This window comes from Azospirillum picis (assembly GCF_017876115.1).
GTDB classification, from domain to species: Bacteria; Pseudomonadota; Alphaproteobacteria; order Azospirillales; family Azospirillaceae; genus Azospirillum; species Azospirillum picis.
In genome coordinates this window covers 80,668-96,774 of the sequence record NZ_JAGINO010000018.1, presented here as the reverse complement: position 1 = coordinate 96,774, position 16,107 = coordinate 80,668, and the positions used below count along the sequence as shown (strand labels likewise).

Here is a 16,107-nt window from a genome sequence, read left to right as displayed (position 1 = left end):
TCAGCATCGCCGGCCGCCCATGAATCCACCATCATGGAAACAAGTCCAGGAAATTACCCTGGCACAGCGCGCGCTGTTCCGCACGTCGTGCGAAGGGCCGCCTGTCCGGCGGCTCCCCGGCGCGGCATGCGCCTCCCTGCACCCCTTTCCGCCGTTCAGCTCCCGGCCGTCGGCGCGCTGACCGGCTTGCCGGACTGTCCCCAACTCGCCACGAAGTCGCGCACGCCGGGGACCGCCATCATGTGGGAGTCCTTGACGTAGACGAAGCGCTTGGGACCGAGGGCATATTCGGTCAGCGTGATCCCCTTGTCCCGGCAGCGCTTGTACTCGGTGGCGGTGATCGCGCGGTCGGCGGCGACCATGTCGGGATGCTCCAGCCCCACCCCGGCGCAGAAGGCGCGGAAGCCCGGTGCGGTGCCGCCGGCCTCCAGATGCGGCCTGGCGTCGGGACCGCCGTCGAACTTGGCGGCGGCCTGCTCGATCGGGCCGCGCAGGGCCGGGCTGCCGACGATCCAGATGCCGCGGGCTGCGGGCGGCGGCTTGGGCACGGCCGGCGGCGGGAGCGAAGCGGTCTGGCTCGGCGGCGCTTCGAAGCCCGGCATCTGGCAGCCGGCAAGGAGAGCCGCGGCGGAAATCGCGATGGCCAGACTGCGGGCCGGCGCGTGGAAACGGATCATCGGGCGTCTCTCTCCAGAAAATCATCCAGTGTCCGGGCTACAGGTCCCGGAAGGCTGACAATGAGAACGCCACCGCTCCCATTCAATTGCCCGGCCGACGCTCATACCGCGCCCACGCTCGCCATCCATGACGGAGCAAGATAGGATGAAGCACACCGATCATCGTCTTGAATGGGTTGCCATGTCCCTACCCGACCTGGAGATCGACGCGCTGCGGGCCTTCGTCACCGTGGCGGAAGCCGGCGGCTTCACCGCGGCGGCCGACCGGCTGGGCCGTACCCAGTCGGCGGTCAGCGTCAAGATCAAGAAGCTGGAGGAGGTGCTGGGACGCCGCGTGTTCGAGCGGACCAGCCGCTCGCTGGCGCTGACCCATGACGGCGAACTGCTGCTGGGCTATGCCCGGCGCCTGCTCGACCTGAACGACGAGACGGTGCGCCGCTTCGCGGAGCCGGCCGCGGAGGGCGAACTGCGGCTCGGCGTCGCCGAATATTTCCTCTCCGACCATCTTCCCCATGTGCTCGGCCGCTTCGCCAAGCTGCATCCGCGCCTGCACATCGACGTCCGTGTCGGCATGTGCAGCGACCTGGTGACGGCGCTGGACACCGGGGACCTCGACCTCGTCATCTCGCGCCGCGACGTCGGCGACAGTCGCGGCCGTGGCATCTGGACCGAGCCGATGCGCTGGGTCGCCGCCCCCGGGCTGGAAATTCCGCAGGACGGCCCGTTGCCCTTCTGCGCCCTGCCGGCCCCGTGCGTCTTCCGCAACCGCGGGCTGGCGGCGCTGGGCGCTGCCGGACGGGCTTGGCGGGTGGTCTACACCAGCGGCAGCGTCATGGGGGTGCAGGCGGCGGTGCGCGCCGGGCTGGGGGTGGCGGTGCTCAGCGAATCGTCAATCCCCGACGGCGTGCGGCGGCTGGGGCCGGAGGACGGGCTGCCCGAGCTGGGCGAAGTCGAGATGGCGATCTTCGGCGAGACCCCGCGCAACCGGCGTCTCGCCGAACCGCTGGTCGGCTTCATCCTGGACAGCCTGGCGGCGCTGCGCCCGGCCCGTCCGCAATTGGCGCTGGCGAGCCGGGACGCCGCCTGAGGCGGATCAGAAGCCTTCCAGCGCGATCCGGCCGCGCGCCGTGCCCGCTTCGATCACTCCGCGGGCCTTGCGCAGGGTCGCGGCGTCGATGCGGCCGGGTTCGACGTCGAGCAGCGACTCGGGGCCGGTGACGGACAGGCTCTTGCGGTATCCGATGGCTTTCATGGCCGGAGCGCCTTCAAGCGGTGGTGAGGTGGTGCCGCAGGAGGACGATGCCTGGCCGGATTTTGGAATTCATCGTGGTTGTTTCATCCATCCGGAATCCCGGGGATGGCCCTGGCCATGGGCGCCAAAGGGCTATGGAATAGCCGGGTGGGCTGGGTTGTTCATCCAGATGACCGCTTCGGCAGTCCGCTGCCATCCTCCAGGGATCATCAGGCCATGAGCAAGTCGGGTTCCACGTGTCTTTCCGCGCTGCTGCTGGCAGCGGTCGGCGCCCTGGCCTCGGGCTGCGTCGCCTATGATCCCTATTATCCCGCCTATGGGGAAACCGTGGTGGTTCCTTCGCCGCCACCGGTCTACGCCGTCCCACCGCCGGTGGTGGTCCAGCCCGGCTATTGGCACCGGCCCGGTTGGGGCGGTCCCGGCGGCTGGGGCGGGTATCCCCGTCATTATGGCGGCCCGCACGGCTGGGGACGGCCGGGTGGCTGGGGACGGCCGGGCGGCTGGCGCTGACGGCTCGGAAGGACGGGCCGCAGCCGGAGGGGTGCGGTCAGGCGTCCGCCGCCGGTGCCGGCGACAGGTTGCGCAGCACCAGAACGGCATGGTCGTCGTCGCAGACCACGCCGTCGCGCAGCAGGACCAGCGCCGCCAGCGTCGGCTCGACCCCATGCAGGTCGCGCCGGAGGAACAGCGCCGGCAGGCGGGCGCAGCATCCCGTATGGAGGACGACATGGTCGCCCGGCCCCCACAGCAGGTGGACCGAGGCGGGCGCCAGCGGATTGAAGCCCACCATGTTCCAGCGGGCGCTGAGAGAGATGATCTCCTGTCGGCGCACCACGGCCCCGGCAACGGTGCCGAGCGCCGTGTAATCCACCGACCCGGCATCGAAGCGCAGCACCGCCACCGCGCTGCGGCCGCGCCCGACGAGCTCCCGGTCCGGTGCCAGCCCGAACCCGGCCCGGCCGGCGAGGTCACGGCGGATGGCATTGACGACCATGGGGGCGGGCAAGCCTGGAACCGTGGCTGCGGCCACCCGTTCGATCTGCCGGACCACCGCCGGCGTCACCCGGCAGGCGGCCTTCCGCTCCCCGCCGGCTGTCCTGCCATGCTGGCCGGCCTCCTGCGTGGTCGCGGTATCGCCGTCGATCACCACGGCAAGTCCGCAAGGCGGCTCCGGACCGGTTTGCGGATCGCAGCGCACGAACCAGTGATCGATGAAGGTCTCCTCACCGCCCCGTTCGTCCCGTGCGACCATCACCCCGCCGGCCTGTGCCACCGCGCCGGCCGGCGGCTGCTCCGTCGAACCGGACCGCATCACGCGGGCGAGCAGCGCCATGCCGATGCCCGGGGTGACGTGGGTATGCACGCGGTCCGCCCATGCCGCCACCTCATCGAGGTCCGGAACGGGCCTGTCCGGCGTTGCGGGATCGCGGTCGTAAGCCAAGCAGTCGATGCCGGTGCCATGAGACATGCGCCCGATCAGCAGCGTACCGCCGGGCCTGCCGCACAATCGCGCGCCCAGCGCCGCGACCAGACCGTCCAACCTTGCGGCCTCGTCCGCCCCGAGCAGACCGTCTGCGCGCTCCGCCGCGATCCGCCGCGCCGCGGCGATATCGCCGGCGGACGCCACGGCGATGCGGCGGTGACCATGGTCGGGGAACATCTGACCACTCCTGTTGGTGCTCTGGTTGCATCTTCCAGGAGATCTGCACCCCTGACCAGCGGAAGTCTCAAGAAAGAGGCAGGAACCGCCGGAAGTCGGCGAGCCCGCCGGGAACCCCGAACCGGCGGTCGCGAGCCGCCGCCGGGCGCGGATCAGGGGGCAGCAATCCCCATCATGGCGGCATGGGGCAGCGGCAGCGGCCGGGGCAGTTCGCGAGCCCGCAGCATCTCGGCCGATTCCCACAGGCGGCCGAGACCGACGATCGACCGGCTGCCGGTCTTCTCCATGATGCGGGCGCGGTGGACCTCGACCGTCTTGATGCTGATCCCGAGCTCCCAGGCGATGGTCTTGCTCTGCTTGCCGTCGACGATCAGCTCCAGCACCTCGGTTTCGCGGCGGCTCAGCAGGCCGAGCCGGCGGATCGCGTCGCGACCGCGGTCGCGCTGTTCGGCATGGGGGTTGCCGGTCGCCATGCAGGCGCGCAGCCGCTCCAGGAAAGCCGGAATTCCGAAGGTGCGGGCGATGCAGTCGGCCGCGCCGGCCTTCATCGCCGCCACCGCGGCGTCGACGTCGCCTTCCTCGGTGACGACCAGCACCGGCAGGTCATGCCCCTGAAGCGAGGCCTCGGCCATGAAGTCGCAGGCGGTCATGTCCGGCAGGTCGCTGCGCAGGACGATGCAGGAGGACGCCGTGCCGAGGACGCTGAGCGCGTCGGCACCGGAGCTGTGGACGCGGCAGGCGATCCCGACCGCGCCGAGCGCGCGGGCCAGGGTGCTGCGCGACAGGAGGTCACCATCGACGACATGGACGAGGCAGGCGGATTGCAGCGACACGGACATTTGTTGGGCCATCAGAGAACCTCCACCACAACGGACCGGCGAACAGCGCCGGCTTCCGGCGGCGCCCGATCCGCTTCGAGATCGATCCGCCTCATGACCCTCATTTTAGCGGCTTACCCCTATTGACCGCCGCTTGCGCGAAGGATAGTGGCCATGTCTAAAAGGATATCGGGGATAGTATCCACGCGAACGGCTGCGCGGATTTTCTAATCCACAGGGTACATCCGGACACCTCTCCGGACCAAACGGCGAGCCGGAGAAGTAAATACGCATAGTTGGCGCCGGTCGGTCCAATCGAGCCGAAGACACAAGGCGGTCTTGGCCGTTCATTCCGCGATGGGTTCGGCTCAGGACAATCCCATGCGATCGGGCAGCATGAAAACACTTGGCCGCCGAAATCTTGTTTCCGGATGGCTTCATCATTCCGCCGGCGGCATCCGACGCCGGGTCGCGAGCACGATGCCGGCGGCGATCAGGGCGATGCCGGCCCCATGATACAGGTGCGGCTGCTCGCCCAGGAACAGGATGGCCAGCAAGCTGCCGAACACCGGCACCAGATGGATGGCGAGGCCGGCGGTGTTGGGGCCGAGCAGCTCAACGGCCCGGTTGAAGCAGAGATAGGCGGCGATGGACGGGAACAGCACGGTGTAGCCGACCGCCAGGACGGTGATCCCGGTGGCGTGGACCGGCTGGCCGCTCAGCGTTTCCCAAACATAGAAGGGCAGCAGTTCCACCGCGCCGATGGCGAAGGTGACCACCACGAAGCTCAGTCCATGGATCGCCGGACGGCGACGCAGCAGCGTGGTGTAGGCGGCGTAGATCGCCACCGCGGCCAGCATCCACACGTCGCCGGCGTTCAGTTCGAGCCCCAGCAGCGATTCCGGATCGCCATGCGAGATCAGCGTCACCGCGCCGGCCAGCGATACGACGATGCCCACCCCCTGCAGCACGCCGACCCTGTCGCGGAACAGGATGACGCTCATCAGGACGATCATCACCGGCATCGACGACTGCAGCATCACGCAGTTCAAGGCGGTCGTGGTGTTGAGCGCGATGTACTGGAAGGTGTTGTAGATGCCGATTCCCAGCGTGCCGAGCAGCAGCACCGACTTCCAGCGGCCCAGGATCGGCATCAGGTCATGACGCAGGTGCGGCCATGCGAAGGGCAGAACGACCAGCACCCCCAGGCACCAGCGCCAGAAGGCAAGGCCGATGGGAGGCACGGCACCGGCGACCGCGCGCCCCATGACGGCGTTGCCCGCCCAGAACAAAGGCGGCAGCATCATCAGCAGCCATGCCTGATCGGCGAGGCGGTAGCCCTTGGCGGAAACGACGCGGTCGACCATGTCGCGCTTTTTCCTCAGCTACGTCGGCGCGGCGAGGAGAAGATACCGGCAGCGGCCGCACTGGCGCTGCGCTCGCCATCGTCGGCGCGGAAGACGCTGGGGCGGGATTCGCGGCGCGGCGGACGCGGGGAGTCCTCACGGTTCTCGCGAGGCGGCTTGGCCGGCTGGCGCAGTTCGGCATCGAGCTCGGCGATGCGCTTGACCAGAGCCTCACGGATGGCGGGGGCCGCGTGGGACTTCAGCATCGCCAGTTGCTCCTTGAGCTGCACCAACTGGCGCTGCTTCTGCTCGCGGGTGCGCTTGATGGCGACGTTGTCGGAATGCTGGCCCTCGAAGGAGCGCATGGAACAGGCCCTCGTCTGAAAACACGGAAGATGCAGCCGGCGCTCCGCGCTGGAGCGCCCGGCAAGAGGGGCGGATTATTGGGAGGCGTCCGCTGCAAAGCAAGGCGGAGTTCGGCTTGACATTTCGGGATGGCGCGCGCTCCGGCACCCGCACCGCCTCCGGGATGGAGGCCAAAAAAAGGGGGGCGCCCCCTTGCGGGAGCGCCCCCCTTTCCGAACCGTGAACCGACGGAACGGACGGGCTTATCAGAAGCCCATGTCGTCCATGCCGCCCATGCCGCCCGGCATGCCGGCCGGAGCAGCCTTCTTCTCCGGCTTCTCGGCGATCATCGCCTCGGTGGTGATCAGCAGGCCGGCGATCGAGGCCGCATCCTGCAGGGCGGTGCGGACCACCTTCACCGGATCGATGATGCCGGCGGCCACCAGGTTGGTGAACTCGCCCTTCTGGGCATCGTAGCCGTAGTTGGCGTCGTCCTGCTCCAGCAGCTTGCCGACGACGATGGAACCGTCGGTGCCCGCGTTGAAGGCGATCTGACGGACCGGGGCCTGCAGGGCGCGGCGGATGATGTCGATGCCGACGCGCTGCTCGTCGTTGACCGGGGTCAGCTTGTCGAGAGCCTTGGCGGCATACAGCAGGGCGGTGCCGCCGCCGGCGACGATGCCCTCTTCCACCGCGGCGCGGGTGGCGTGCATGGCGTCGTCAACGCGGTCCTTGCGCTCCTTCACCTCGACCTCGGTGGCGCCGCCGACGCGGATGACGGCAACGCCGCCAGCCAGCTTCGCCAGACGCTCCTGCAGCTTCTCGCGGTCGTAGTCCGAGGTGGTCTCCTCGACCTGCGCGCGGATCTGGCCGCAACGGGCCTCGATGTCGGCCTTCTCGCCGGCGCCGTCGACGATCGTGGTGGTCTCCTTGGAGATCACGACCTTCTTGGCGGTGCCCAGCATGTCGATGGTGACGTTCTCGAGCTTGATGCCGAGGTCTTCGGAGATGACCTGGCCGCCGGTCAGGATGGCCATGTCCTCCAGCATCGCCTTGCGGCGGTCGCCGAAGCCCGGGGCCTTGACGGCGGCGATCTTCAGGCCGCCGCGCAGCTTGTTGACGACGAGCGTGGCCAGGGCCTCGCCCTCGACGTCCTCGGCGACGATCAGCAGCGGACGGGAGGACTGGACGACGGCCTCCAGAACCGGCAGCAGCGACTGCAGGCCCGACAGCTTCTTCTCATGCAGCAGGATGTACGGATTCTCGAGATCCGCGATCATCTTGTCGGCATTGGTGATGAAGTACGGCGACAGGTAGCCGCGGTCGAACTGCATGCCCTCGACGACGTCCAGCTCGGTGTCCAGGCTCTTGGCCTCTTCCACCGTGATGACGCCTTCGTTGCCGACCTTCTCCATCGCCTGGGCGATCATCTTGCCGATCTCGGCTTCGCCGTTGGCGGAGATGGTGCCGACCTGGGCGATCTCGTCGTTGGTGGTGACCTTCTTGGCGCGGCTCTGGATGTCGGCGACGACGGCCTCGACGGCCACGTCGATGCCGCGCTTCAGATCCATCGGGTTCAGGCCGGCGGCGACCTTGGTCACGCCTTCGCGGACGATGGCCTGGGCCAGGACGGTGGCGGTGGTGGTGCCGTCACCGGCCAGATCGTTGGTCTTCGAGGCGACCTCGCGGACCATCTGGGCGCCCATGTTCTCGAACTTGTCCGACAGTTCGATTTCCTTGGCGACCGACACGCCGTCCTTGGTGATGCGCGGAGCGCCGAAGGACTTCTCGATCACGACGTTGCGGCCCTTCGGGCCCAGCGTGACCTTGACGGCGTCGGCCAGGATGTCGACGCCACGCAGCAGCTTCTCGCGCGCGGTGGGGCCGAACTTGACGTCTTTGGCAGCCATGTCTCGATTCCTTGTAATAGCGAAATGTAGAAGGAAAAGCCGGGCGGAGGACTTAGGCCTCGATCACGCCCATAATGTCGGATTCCTTCATGATCAGGAAATCCTGGCCTTCGATCTTCACTTCGGTGCCCGACCACTTGCCGAACAGGATGCGGTCGCCGGCCTTGACATCCAGCGCCACGATCTTGCCCGACTCGTCACGGGCGCCCGGGCCGACGGCGATGACTTCGCCTTCCTGCGGCTTTTCCTTGGCCGTGTCGGGGATGATGATCCCGCCCTTGGTCTTGGTGTCGGACTCCAGACGCTTGACGACGACGCGGTCGTGCAGCGGACGGAACTTCATGGGAATGCCTCCTTGGATCAAGGCTTGGTTCTGACAGATGAGGTTGGCACGGGTCGGCTGCTACTAGCACTCCCCCCCGGCGAGTGCCAGACAGCTAATCCAAGCCATTTTGGGATTCAAGAGCCTCGTTTCGGAATTTGTCGAAAATGTCCGCGGCAATCGGTGGGAGTGCCGGACAAGCCATTGGAACATTTATGACTTTTCACCTGGAGCGGATGGAACTCCCCGGCGAGATTTCTTCAAACGGTCACGAAGGCCAGACGGTTCGATGGCAGCCGCGCGGCAGGCTGTACGTGATCATTGCCCATCCGCCCCCCGGGGCCTCCGGCCTTCGCCGGCATCCGCCGCCCGACCGCCAAGGCGGCAGCGGAGCGGCGGGCGTCACATGGCTCCGGCCACCGTCGCGACGGCGAAGCCGCCAGCGGTTGATCCATGCCAAAAATTCCCGCAATGCGGGTCTTTCGTGTAAGCTCTGGCTGAGAAAGCAGAAAACTCTGACGCTGCGATCGCACGACGGGAGCCTTCTTCGATGACCACAAAGCCGGTCTGCCAAGCCGCGGTCGATCTCGTGAAGCATTTCGAAGGCTTGTACCTGCAAGCCTACCGCTGCCCCGCCGGGGTGGCGACCATCGGCTACGGCCACACAACGGGCGTGGAGATGGGGCAATCCATCATCCTGCAACAGGCCGACGCCTTCCTGGCCGACGATCTGACCGATGCCGCCGCCCATGTCGACGGACTGGTCAAGGTGCCGATGAACGACGACCAGCGGGGAGCGCTGGCCTCCTTCGTCTTCAATCTCGGTGCCGGCAGCTTGGCAAGCTCGACCCTGCTTCGGATGCTGAACGCCGGCGACGCCACGGGGGCCGCCGGCCAGTTCGGGCGCTGGGTCTATGCCGTCGTCGATGGCAGGAAGACGCAACTGCCGGGCCTGGTCGCCCGGCGGGCGGCGGAGGCCGCCCTGTTCGCCGGACAGACCGCCCAGGCCCATGGCGGCGTGACCACCGAGGACGGCAGCACCTGACCCCGGCGCGCCAGTCCGCCCGCCGCCACCGGCTGCCGTCGCCGGCGATGTTTGACGCGACAGGATGTCCGCCCCACATTGGCGGACATCCCGCCGCCGTACCCCGGCCGCCGTACCTCCGGAATGCCGCCGTGACCGCCTACGCGACCGACCGTCCCGCCATCCACCCCCGTTCCACCCCGAACCGGGCCATTGCCGCCTGGCTGCTGGTCTGCGCCGCGATGGTGCTGGCCATGGCCGTGATCGGCGCCATCACCCGGTTGACCGAGTCCGGCCTGTCGATGGTGGAATGGAAACCGCTGATCGGCATCCTGCCGCCCCTGTCGGAGGCGGAGTGGATCCGGGTGTTCGACCTCTACAAGGGCACGCCGGAGTTCCGCATCTATAACAGCCACATGGATCTGGCCGGCTTCCAGTCGATCTTCTGGTGGGAGTGGTTCCACCGGCTGTGGGGCCAGCTGATCGGCTTCGTCTTCCTGATCCCCTTCCTGCGCTTCTGGATGCAGGGACGCATCGCTCCCGATCTGTGGCCGAAGCTGGCCGGGCTGTTCCTGCTCGGCGGGCTTCAAGGCGGCATCGGCTGGTTCATGGTGAAGAGCGGGCTGGTTGACCGCCCCAGTGTCAGCCATTACCGGCTGGCCCTGCATCTCTGCACCGCCATCCTGATCTACGGTCTTCTGCTGCGCACGGCGCTGGGGCTGCTCGACCCCATCCCGCAGGCGGGCTGGCGCGCCGAGGCGGCATCGCTGCGGCGGCATGGACGCTGGGCGCTGGCGCTGGTCGGTGCCACCATCGTCTGGGGGGCCTTCGTCGCCGGATCGGATGCCGGCTTCGCCTACAACACCTTCCCGCTGATGGCCGGCCATTGGGTCCCGCCGGAGGTCGCCACCCTGACGCCGTGGTGGCTGAACCCGTTCGAGAACACCGCGGCGATCCAGCTGATCCACCGGGTGCTGGCGATCCTGTCCGGTCTCGTCGTGATGATCCTGTCGGCGCGCGTCCTGCAAGCGCGCCTGCCGGGCCGGGCCGGGCGCGCGGCCGTCGCCGCCGGCGCGATGGTGCTCCTGCAGATCGCGCTCGGCATCACGACGCTGCTGACGGTCGTCTGGATCCCGGTCGCCGCCGCCCATCAGGCGGGCGCCATCCTGGTGGTGTCGATGCTGGTCTGGCTGCTGTTCGAGCTGCGGCCGGTCGAGCGGGCGTAGAAATGCCGGAAGCCCCGGCCGTCATCGGCCGGGGCTTCGCGAAGACTGTGGTCGATGCCGGACCGGACCGCGCGTGTCCGATGCGGGGCCGGAAACGGGTGCCGCTTAGCGGCTCAGGCCCCCTCGGCCAGATCGTACATGGCGTCCAGGTCGGCGATCAGCACCTTGTTGCCTTCCTGGAGCGAGATCACGCCCGCCGTCTTCAATTGGGTAAAGGTGCGGCTGACGGTTTCGGTGGTCAGGCCGAGATAATCCGCGATGTCGGCGCGGCTCATCGGCACGAAGACCGGATTCTCCTTGTGGCCGCGCCGCGCCGCGCGCTGCGACAGCATCAGCAGGAAGGAACAGATCTTCTCCTTCGCCGTCTTGCGGCCGAGCAGAAGCATCTGGTCCTGCGCGGCGGCCAGCTCGTTCGACGCCATCGAGAAGAGGCGCCGCTGCATCTTGGGAAACTCTTCCAGCAGCGCATCGATCTTCTTGCGCGGGAATCGGCAGAGCGACGAGCTGGTGACGGTTTCCGCCGTATAGGCGTAGCTGTCGTTCACCGCCAGCCCAAGGAAGTCCCCGGTCACGAGGAAGCCCGTGATCTGGCGGCGCCCGTCGGGCAGAAGCTTGTAGAGCTTCACGGTGCCGGACGTGACGTTGTACAGCGCGTCGGCCGAATCGCCCTCCGCGAACAAGGTATGCCCGGAATCGACCCTGACATTCTGGAGAATGTCGGCCAAGCGGCGAAGCTCCTCCGGATCCAGCGCCGCACACACCGTCAGGCTGCGCACGGGACAGGCTCCGCAGGGATTCATCTCCGCCGAAGCGCTCTTCTCACGAGTCCGGGCCATATCAAAAGGTGGCATGGATGATCCCAGCCGTTCATTCCGCATAGGACCATATTGGTGGCAATCGCAGAGAATCGCAACCACACACGCGTACAACCTTTCCTTTGTCCATATTCCGATTGGCACTATTCTTGCTGCACGCCCTCCTTGGGCGCGGCGGAGCGCCGTGCGGACGCAGGGGACGGGGGCGGCAGGTCGTCGTCGAACAGCACGCGGTGGGCCGCGCCGTCCAGATCGTCAAACTGGCCGGATTTCAGCGCCCACAGAAAGGCTCCCAGCCCCAACCCGCCCAGGCTGAGGGCGATCGCGATCAGATAGAGAAGCTCGTCCATCACCTGTTTCCTTAAGCGGCAGATCCATGACCAGCGCGCCGCGGGCAAGCCGCAACGCATTCAGAATGACTACCAGCGACGACGACGACATGGCGAGCGCGGCCAGCAGCGGCGTCAGCATGCCGCCCATCGCCAACGGGACCGCGCAGAGATTGTAGACCAGCGCAATGGCGAAATTCTGCCTCACCAGCCGGCCGGAGCGGCGGGCGACCTCGATCGCCTCGACGATCGGACGCAGCAGCCGGCCCTGGAACACCACGTCGGCCACCGTCTGGCTGACGTCCACGGCGGTCGACGGCGACATCGACACCGCGGCGGCGGCCAGGGCGGGCGCATCGTTCAGCCCGTCGCCGACCATCAGGACCCTCCGGCCCTGCGCCGCCAGGTCCGCCAGGGCCGCGGTCTTGTCGGCCGGCGTCTGCTCGGCGCGCCAGTCGGCGATGCCCAGACGCTCGGCCACCGCCGCCACCGCGCCGCGCCGGTCGCCCGACAGCAGCCTGACCTGCAACCCCCGCGCCGTCAGGGCCGCCACCACGGCGGCGGCGTCGGGACGCGGCGCGTCGAGGAACAGGATGCGGCACGGCTCCTCTCCGGGACGGGCGAGCCACAGTTCCGGCCCGGCGGCATCGGCGGCATCGGCCGGAGCGCCGGTGAAGCGCCGGCTGCCCAGCCGCACCTCGCCGTCCGGCGTCTCCAGCAGCAGGCCTGCGCCGGGAACCTCGCGCACGCCGGCGGCCACCGGCACGCCCGGCGCCGCCGCGGCCAGCGCCCGGGCCAGCGGGTGGCGGCTGGCGCCGGCCAGCGAGGCGGCGAGCACCAGATCCTCCCCGGCAAGCCCGTCGAGCTGCGGCACCGGGCGGCCTTCGGTCAGGGTGCCGGTCTTGTCGAACACCACCGTGTCGATCTCGGCCAGGCGCTCCAGTGCGGTCGGGCTCTTCAACAGGGTGCCCTGGCGCATCAGGCGGCCGCTGGCGATGACCTGCACCACCGGCACCGCCAGCGCCAGCGCGCAGGGGCAGGTGATGATCAGCACGGCGATGGCGTTCATCAGCGCGTCCTGCCACACCGCCCCGCCGAGAAGCATCCAGGCGGCGAAGGTGGACAGCGCGGCCAGATGCACGACCGGGGCGTACAGCCGCGACACCCGGTCGGCGACGGCGACGTACCGGGCGCGGCCCTGTTCCGCCACCTCCATCAGCCGGACGATCTCGGCCAGCAGCGTTCCCTCTCCCACGGCGCCGACGGTCAGCCGCAGCGGGGCGGTCAGGTTGAGCATGCCGGCGAAGACCTGGTCGCCGGGCCGCGCGGTGCCCGGCACCGTCTCGCCGGTGATCAGGCCGGTGTCGAGGTCGGACACGCCGTCGGACACCCGGCCGTCGACCGGGATGCGCTCGCCGGCCGCGACCAGCACGGTCTGGCCCGGCACCACCTGCTCCGGTGCCAGGACCGCGCTGGTGCCGTCGTCGCGCAGGATGGTGACGGCGTTGGCGCGCAGGCCCAGAAGCTGTTCGGCCGCCGAGCGTGCCCGGCCGCGCGCCCGCTGGTCGAGGTAGCGCCCGACCAGCAGGAAGAACAGCAGCATCACCGCGCCGTCGAAATAGGCGTGCTCGCCGCTGTGGATCGTCTCGAACAGGCTCATCCCGGTGGCGAGCAGGACGCCGATGGTGATCGGCACGTCCATGTTGGTGCGGCCGTGCCGGAGCGCGCCGATCGCCGAACGCGCGAAGGGACGCAGCGCATAGGCGACGGCCGGCATGCAGATCAGGGCCGAGACCCAGTGCATCAGGTCGCGGGTGGCCACCCCCATGCCCTGGCTGTGGCCGGCCCAGACCGACACCGACAGCAGCATGACGTTGCCCATGGCGAAGCCGGCCACCGCCATGGCGCGCAGCAGCTCCTTCTCGCCCTTAGCCTGGGCGCCGCCCAGCCGCTCCGGGTCGAAGGGCACGGCGCGGTAGCCGAGCTGGGCGATGGTGCCGGCCACCGCGTTGGCATCGGTCGCCTGCGGGTCCCAGCGCACGGTCAGCCGGCGGGTGGTCATGTTCATCCGGGCCTGCGCCACGCCGGCCTGGCGGTTGAGGGCGGATTCGATCAGCCAGACGCAGGCGGCGCACTGCATGCCGTCCACCATCAGGTGCAGGCAGCGCGAGCCGTCCGCCTCCGCGCGCGCGTGCGGCTCGTAATCGACGGCCGGCCCGTCGTCGGGGCGCAGCGGACGGGCGGTGGGATCGACGCTGCGCCGCTCGTAATAGCGCTCCAGCCCAAGCCCGCGCACGAGGTCGTAGGCGGCGGCGCAGCCGGTGCAGCAGAAGGGGTCTGCCCCGTCGGTCGAGGCCAGGGCATGTGCGGCCTCGCCGCCGATGCCCGCGCCCAGCTCCTGCCCGCAATGGAGGCAGACGGTCATGTCACATCACCCGGAAAGTCTCGAACCAACCCGCCCTGCCCGTCACTGCACCCAGACGCGCTTCTGGTCCTGGTAGTCGCCGCTGGCGTGGGTCACGACCAGCCGCAGGTCCCACTGCCCTTCGAGGTCCAGTTCGACCGGGGCGGCATAGCGGCCTTCTCCGAGATAGGGCAGCGACAGCGTCTTGTCGTGCCCCTCGCTCGTCGGCCGGATCAGGGTGACGCTGACGGCGGCGTCCTTCAGGACCCCGCCGTCCTTGTCGTGGACGGTGATCGCCACCACCGCCTTGCGCGGCTCGGTGCTGGTGAAGTCGGTCTGCACCTTCCAGCCGCGCTCGGCCTGCGCACGGGCGCCGGCGAGATCCCGGTTGTAGCTGATTCCCTTGACGAAGTGGTCCTGGGTTTCCACCCCGGTCCAGGTCGACATCGCGAAATGGACCATGACCATGTTGACCGCCAGGACGACCATGAACAAGCCGACGAAGATCCAGGGAATGTACCAGCCCTTCTGCCGGGCCGTCTTGGCTCCGGACGAGCGGGGCGGGATGGTGGTGTTTCCGGTAACGCTGCTCGTGGTCATGGTCTGCGTCTGCCCTTTGGCTGGTCGGCACCGGAACGACCGCGGCCCGGTCGTGCGCCCCGGCACCGGGACGGGGGAACGGCAAGCGGATGCGGGGTGGCCTGCCAAGCGCTGGCGGGAGCGCTGGCGGGAGCATCCGCCGGTCTGTCAGCGGCGCCGATCATGGCGACCGATTGCCGCAGGCACATTGCGATGGATCAAATGACAGAAACTTCACGATCCACGCCGGCCGGGGGGCCGGCCGCGCAAAAAAGAAGGGCGCCGGGGATGGTCCCCGGCGCCCCTTACCAAGCGTCCGAATCCGGCCGGCTTACTTGCCGCCGCCCAGATTGTGGACGTAGACGGCCAGCGACTTCATCGTCGCGTCGTCCAGGCGCTTCGACCAGGCCGGCATGACGCCGGCGCGGCCGTTGGTCACCGTTTCGACCAGCGCGGCCTTGTCGCCGCCATACAGCCAGTTGGCCTGCTTCAGCGGCGGTGCGCCAACGCCGTCGACGCCGGCGGCAACCGCACCCTGTGCCTGGTCGCCGTGGCAGGCGGCGCAGTTCTCGTCATAGACGGTCTTGCCGGCCGCGACCTTGGTGGCGTCGGTCGACTTGCCGTTCAGCGACAGGACGTAGTCGGTCACCTGGTCGATCTGCTCGCGGGTGAGGATGCCGTCCTTGCCGAAGGCGGTCATGCCGACGTTGGGCGTGCCGCGGGTATCCCCGTCGTCCGACCGGATGCCGTGCTGGATCGTCCGGTAGATGTCGGAGGCCGAGCCGCCCCACAGCCACACGTCGTCGGCCAGCGTCGGGAAGCCCTTGGCCCCCTGGCCGCCGGCGCCGTGGCAGGCCGCGCAGTTCTCGTTGAAGTAGGAACGCCCGCCGGCCATCGCGAAGCCCAGCAGGTCCTTGTCCTTCTGGATCTCGTCGACCGACTTGGCGGCGATGGCGGTCAGGTACTTGGCCTGGCCGGCCTTGGCCGCCGCCATCTTGGTGTCCAGCTCCTCGCGCTGCGAATAGCCGAGGATGCCCTTCGTGTAGGTCTTGCCCAGCGGCCAGGCCGGGTAGAGCACGTAGTACACCAGCGACCAAGCGATGCAGACGTAGAAGAGATAGAGCCACCATTTGGGCAGCGGGTTGTTCAGCTCGCGCAGCCCATCCCACTCGTGGCCGGTGGTCTCGACGCCGGACAGCTCGTCCTTGTAATTCTGTGCCATGGTCTAAAGCTCCTGACCATCATCCTTGAGCGGGATCTGGGCGGCGTCGTCGAAGGTGCGGCGGTTGCCGGGCCACATGGCGTAAACCAGGATGCCCGTCAGCAGCAGCATCAACCAAACCGTCCAGAACGACCGAAGCATCACCGTGATCGAATCCAAGTCCATGGATTCCTCCCCC

Annotated in this window: 18 protein-coding genes; 4 read left to right on the top strand and 14 right to left on the bottom strand. The window is 68.6% G+C overall.

Going from position 1 to position 16,107, the window contains the following annotated elements; genetic code table 11:
• Window positions 1-155: 155 nt before the first annotated feature.
• A complete protein-coding gene (locus tag J2850_RS21940; RefSeq protein WP_209986306.1) occupies window positions 156-677 on the bottom strand; it encodes a type 2 periplasmic-binding domain-containing protein in 522 nt (173 codons plus the stop codon).
• Window positions 678-822: 145 nt separating this feature from the next.
• On the opposite strand from J2850_RS21940, the gene J2850_RS21935 reads away from it, so the two are divergent.
• On the top strand, window positions 823-1,764 hold the full coding sequence (locus J2850_RS21935) for a LysR family transcriptional regulator (RefSeq protein WP_246513349.1): 942 nt from the start codon (window positions 823-825) through the stop codon (window positions 1,762-1,764).
• A gap of 6 nt (window positions 1,765-1,770) precedes the next feature.
• On the opposite strand, the gene J2850_RS21930 is transcribed toward J2850_RS21935, so the two are convergent.
• The gene (locus J2850_RS21930) at window positions 1,771-1,929 is read right to left on the bottom strand and encodes a hypothetical protein (protein ID WP_209986453.1); all 159 of its coding nucleotides are present in this window, start codon (window positions 1,927-1,929) and stop codon (window positions 1,771-1,773) included.
• Window positions 1,930-2,145: 216 nt separating this feature from the next.
• On the opposite strand from J2850_RS21930, the gene J2850_RS21925 reads away from it, so the two are divergent.
• Window positions 2,146-2,439, top strand: a complete 294-nt coding sequence (locus tag J2850_RS21925; protein WP_209986303.1) for a hypothetical protein — start codon at window positions 2,146-2,148, stop codon at window positions 2,437-2,439.
• Window positions 2,440-2,476: 37 nt separating this feature from the next.
• On the opposite strand, the gene J2850_RS21920 is transcribed toward J2850_RS21925, so the two are convergent.
• The 6 genes from J2850_RS21920 to groES all read right to left on the bottom strand — a co-directional run bounded on the left by J2850_RS21920 (window position 2,477) and on the right by groES (window position 8,351).
• Complete coding sequence (locus J2850_RS21920) at window positions 2,477-3,589, bottom strand: hypothetical protein (protein WP_209986300.1); 1,113 nt, start codon at window positions 3,587-3,589, stop codon at window positions 2,477-2,479.
• A 152-nt stretch (window positions 3,590-3,741) separates the two neighbouring features.
• Window positions 3,742-4,440, bottom strand: coding sequence for a response regulator transcription factor (locus J2850_RS21915; protein WP_209986297.1), 699 nt, complete (start codon window positions 4,438-4,440; stop codon window positions 3,742-3,744).
• Between the two features lie 407 nt (window positions 4,441-4,847).
• Entirely contained in the window at window positions 4,848-5,774 is a 927-nt protein-coding gene (locus tag J2850_RS21910; RefSeq protein WP_209986294.1) for a DMT family transporter, read from the bottom strand.
• A gap of 14 nt (window positions 5,775-5,788) precedes the next feature.
• Window positions 5,789-6,118: a hypothetical protein gene (locus tag J2850_RS21905; protein WP_209986290.1), complete on the bottom strand. Its 330-nt coding sequence runs from the start codon at window positions 6,116-6,118 to the stop codon at window positions 5,789-5,791.
• 246 nt (window positions 6,119-6,364) lie between these two features.
• Window positions 6,365-8,008, bottom strand: a complete 1,644-nt coding sequence (gene groL / locus J2850_RS21900; RefSeq protein ID WP_209986287.1) for a chaperonin GroEL — start codon at window positions 8,006-8,008, stop codon at window positions 6,365-6,367.
• A 52-nt stretch (window positions 8,009-8,060) separates the two neighbouring features.
• A complete protein-coding gene (gene groES, locus J2850_RS21895) occupies window positions 8,061-8,351 on the bottom strand; it encodes a co-chaperone GroES (protein WP_209986284.1) in 291 nt (96 codons plus the stop codon).
• A 529-nt stretch (window positions 8,352-8,880) separates the two neighbouring features.
• Between groES and J2850_RS21890 the strand changes: the two genes are divergently transcribed.
• Window positions 8,881-9,375, top strand: a complete 495-nt coding sequence (locus J2850_RS21890; protein ID WP_209986281.1) for a lysozyme — start codon at window positions 8,881-8,883, stop codon at window positions 9,373-9,375.
• A 131-nt stretch (window positions 9,376-9,506) separates the two neighbouring features.
• A complete protein-coding gene (locus tag J2850_RS21885; protein WP_307354508.1) occupies window positions 9,507-10,580 on the top strand; it encodes a COX15/CtaA family protein in 1,074 nt (357 codons plus the stop codon).
• 113 nt (window positions 10,581-10,693) lie between these two features.
• Here J2850_RS21885 and J2850_RS21880 read toward each other — a convergent pair whose 3' ends face one another.
• From J2850_RS21880 to J2850_RS21860, 6 genes are all read right to left on the bottom strand, one after another.
• A complete protein-coding gene (locus tag J2850_RS21880) occupies window positions 10,694-11,356 on the bottom strand; it encodes a Crp/Fnr family transcriptional regulator (RefSeq protein ID WP_307354509.1) in 663 nt (220 codons plus the stop codon).
• 182 nt (window positions 11,357-11,538) lie between these two features.
• Window positions 11,539-11,745 carry a cbb3-type cytochrome oxidase assembly protein CcoS gene (gene ccoS, locus J2850_RS31845; RefSeq protein ID WP_246513347.1) on the bottom strand — a complete coding sequence of 69 codons (207 nt, stop codon included), beginning with the start codon at window positions 11,743-11,745 and terminating at the stop codon, window positions 11,539-11,541.
• Window positions 11,651-14,149 (bottom strand): heavy metal translocating P-type ATPase, encoded by a 2,499-nt coding sequence (locus J2850_RS21875; protein WP_209986273.1) that lies wholly within the window; start codon window positions 14,147-14,149, stop codon window positions 11,651-11,653. The genes ccoS and J2850_RS21875 overlap by 95 nt, the downstream gene beginning before the upstream one ends.
• Window positions 14,150-14,191: 42 nt before the next feature.
• Window positions 14,192-14,728: a FixH family protein gene (locus J2850_RS21870; RefSeq protein WP_209986270.1), complete on the bottom strand. Its 537-nt coding sequence runs from the start codon at window positions 14,726-14,728 to the stop codon at window positions 14,192-14,194.
• Window positions 14,729-15,038: 310 nt separating this feature from the next.
• Window positions 15,039-15,929 carry a cytochrome-c oxidase, cbb3-type subunit III gene (gene ccoP, locus J2850_RS21865; protein ID WP_209986267.1) on the bottom strand — a complete coding sequence of 297 codons (891 nt, stop codon included), beginning with the start codon at window positions 15,927-15,929 and terminating at the stop codon, window positions 15,039-15,041.
• A 3-nt stretch (window positions 15,930-15,932) separates the two neighbouring features.
• Window positions 15,933-16,094 (bottom strand): cbb3-type cytochrome c oxidase subunit 3, encoded by a 162-nt coding sequence (locus J2850_RS21860; RefSeq protein ID WP_012972963.1) that lies wholly within the window; start codon window positions 16,092-16,094, stop codon window positions 15,933-15,935.
• Between the last annotated feature and the right edge of the window lie 13 nt (window positions 16,095-16,107).

Excerpts from the sequence above, each read along its gene's own strand:
- J2850_RS21910 (WP_209986294.1), bottom strand. The coding sequence starts at position 5,774 with ATGGTCGACCGCGTCGTTTCCGCCAAGGGCTACCGCCTCGCCGATCAG.
- ccoP (WP_209986267.1), bottom strand. The coding sequence starts at position 15,929 with ATGGCACAGAATTACAAGGACGAGCTGTCCGGCGTCGAGACCACCGGC.
- J2850_RS21915 (WP_209986297.1), bottom strand. The coding sequence starts at position 4,440 with ATGGCCCAACAAATGTCCGTGTCGCTGCAATCCGCCTGCCTCGTCCAT.
- J2850_RS21930 (WP_209986453.1), bottom strand. The coding sequence starts at position 1,929 with ATGAAAGCCATCGGATACCGCAAGAGCCTGTCCGTCACCGGCCCCGAG.
- groL (WP_209986287.1), bottom strand. The coding sequence starts at position 8,008 with ATGGCTGCCAAAGACGTCAAGTTCGGCCCCACCGCGCGCGAGAAGCTG.
- J2850_RS21940 (WP_209986306.1), bottom strand. The coding sequence starts at position 677 with ATGATCCGTTTCCACGCGCCGGCCCGCAGTCTGGCCATCGCGATTTCC.
- J2850_RS21875 (WP_209986273.1), bottom strand. The coding sequence starts at position 14,149 with ATGACCGTCTGCCTCCATTGCGGGCAGGAGCTGGGCGCGGGCATCGGC.
- J2850_RS21860 (WP_012972963.1), bottom strand. The coding sequence starts at position 16,094 with ATGGACTTGGATTCGATCACGGTGATGCTTCGGTCGTTCTGGACGGTT.
- J2850_RS21905 (WP_209986290.1), bottom strand. The coding sequence starts at position 6,118 with ATGCGCTCCTTCGAGGGCCAGCATTCCGACAACGTCGCCATCAAGCGC.
- J2850_RS21925 (WP_209986303.1), top strand. The coding sequence starts at position 2,146 with ATGAGCAAGTCGGGTTCCACGTGTCTTTCCGCGCTGCTGCTGGCAGCG.
- J2850_RS21870 (WP_209986270.1), bottom strand. The coding sequence starts at position 14,728 with ATGACCACGAGCAGCGTTACCGGAAACACCACCATCCCGCCCCGCTCG.
- ccoS (WP_246513347.1), bottom strand. The coding sequence starts at position 11,745 with ATGGACGAGCTTCTCTATCTGATCGCGATCGCCCTCAGCCTGGGCGGG.
- J2850_RS21935 (WP_246513349.1), top strand. The coding sequence starts at position 823 with ATGAAGCACACCGATCATCGTCTTGAATGGGTTGCCATGTCCCTACCC.
- J2850_RS21890 (WP_209986281.1), top strand. The coding sequence starts at position 8,881 with ATGACCACAAAGCCGGTCTGCCAAGCCGCGGTCGATCTCGTGAAGCAT.
- groES (WP_209986284.1), bottom strand. The coding sequence starts at position 8,351 with ATGAAGTTCCGTCCGCTGCACGACCGCGTCGTCGTCAAGCGTCTGGAG.
- J2850_RS21920 (WP_209986300.1), bottom strand. The coding sequence starts at position 3,589 with ATGTTCCCCGACCATGGTCACCGCCGCATCGCCGTGGCGTCCGCCGGC.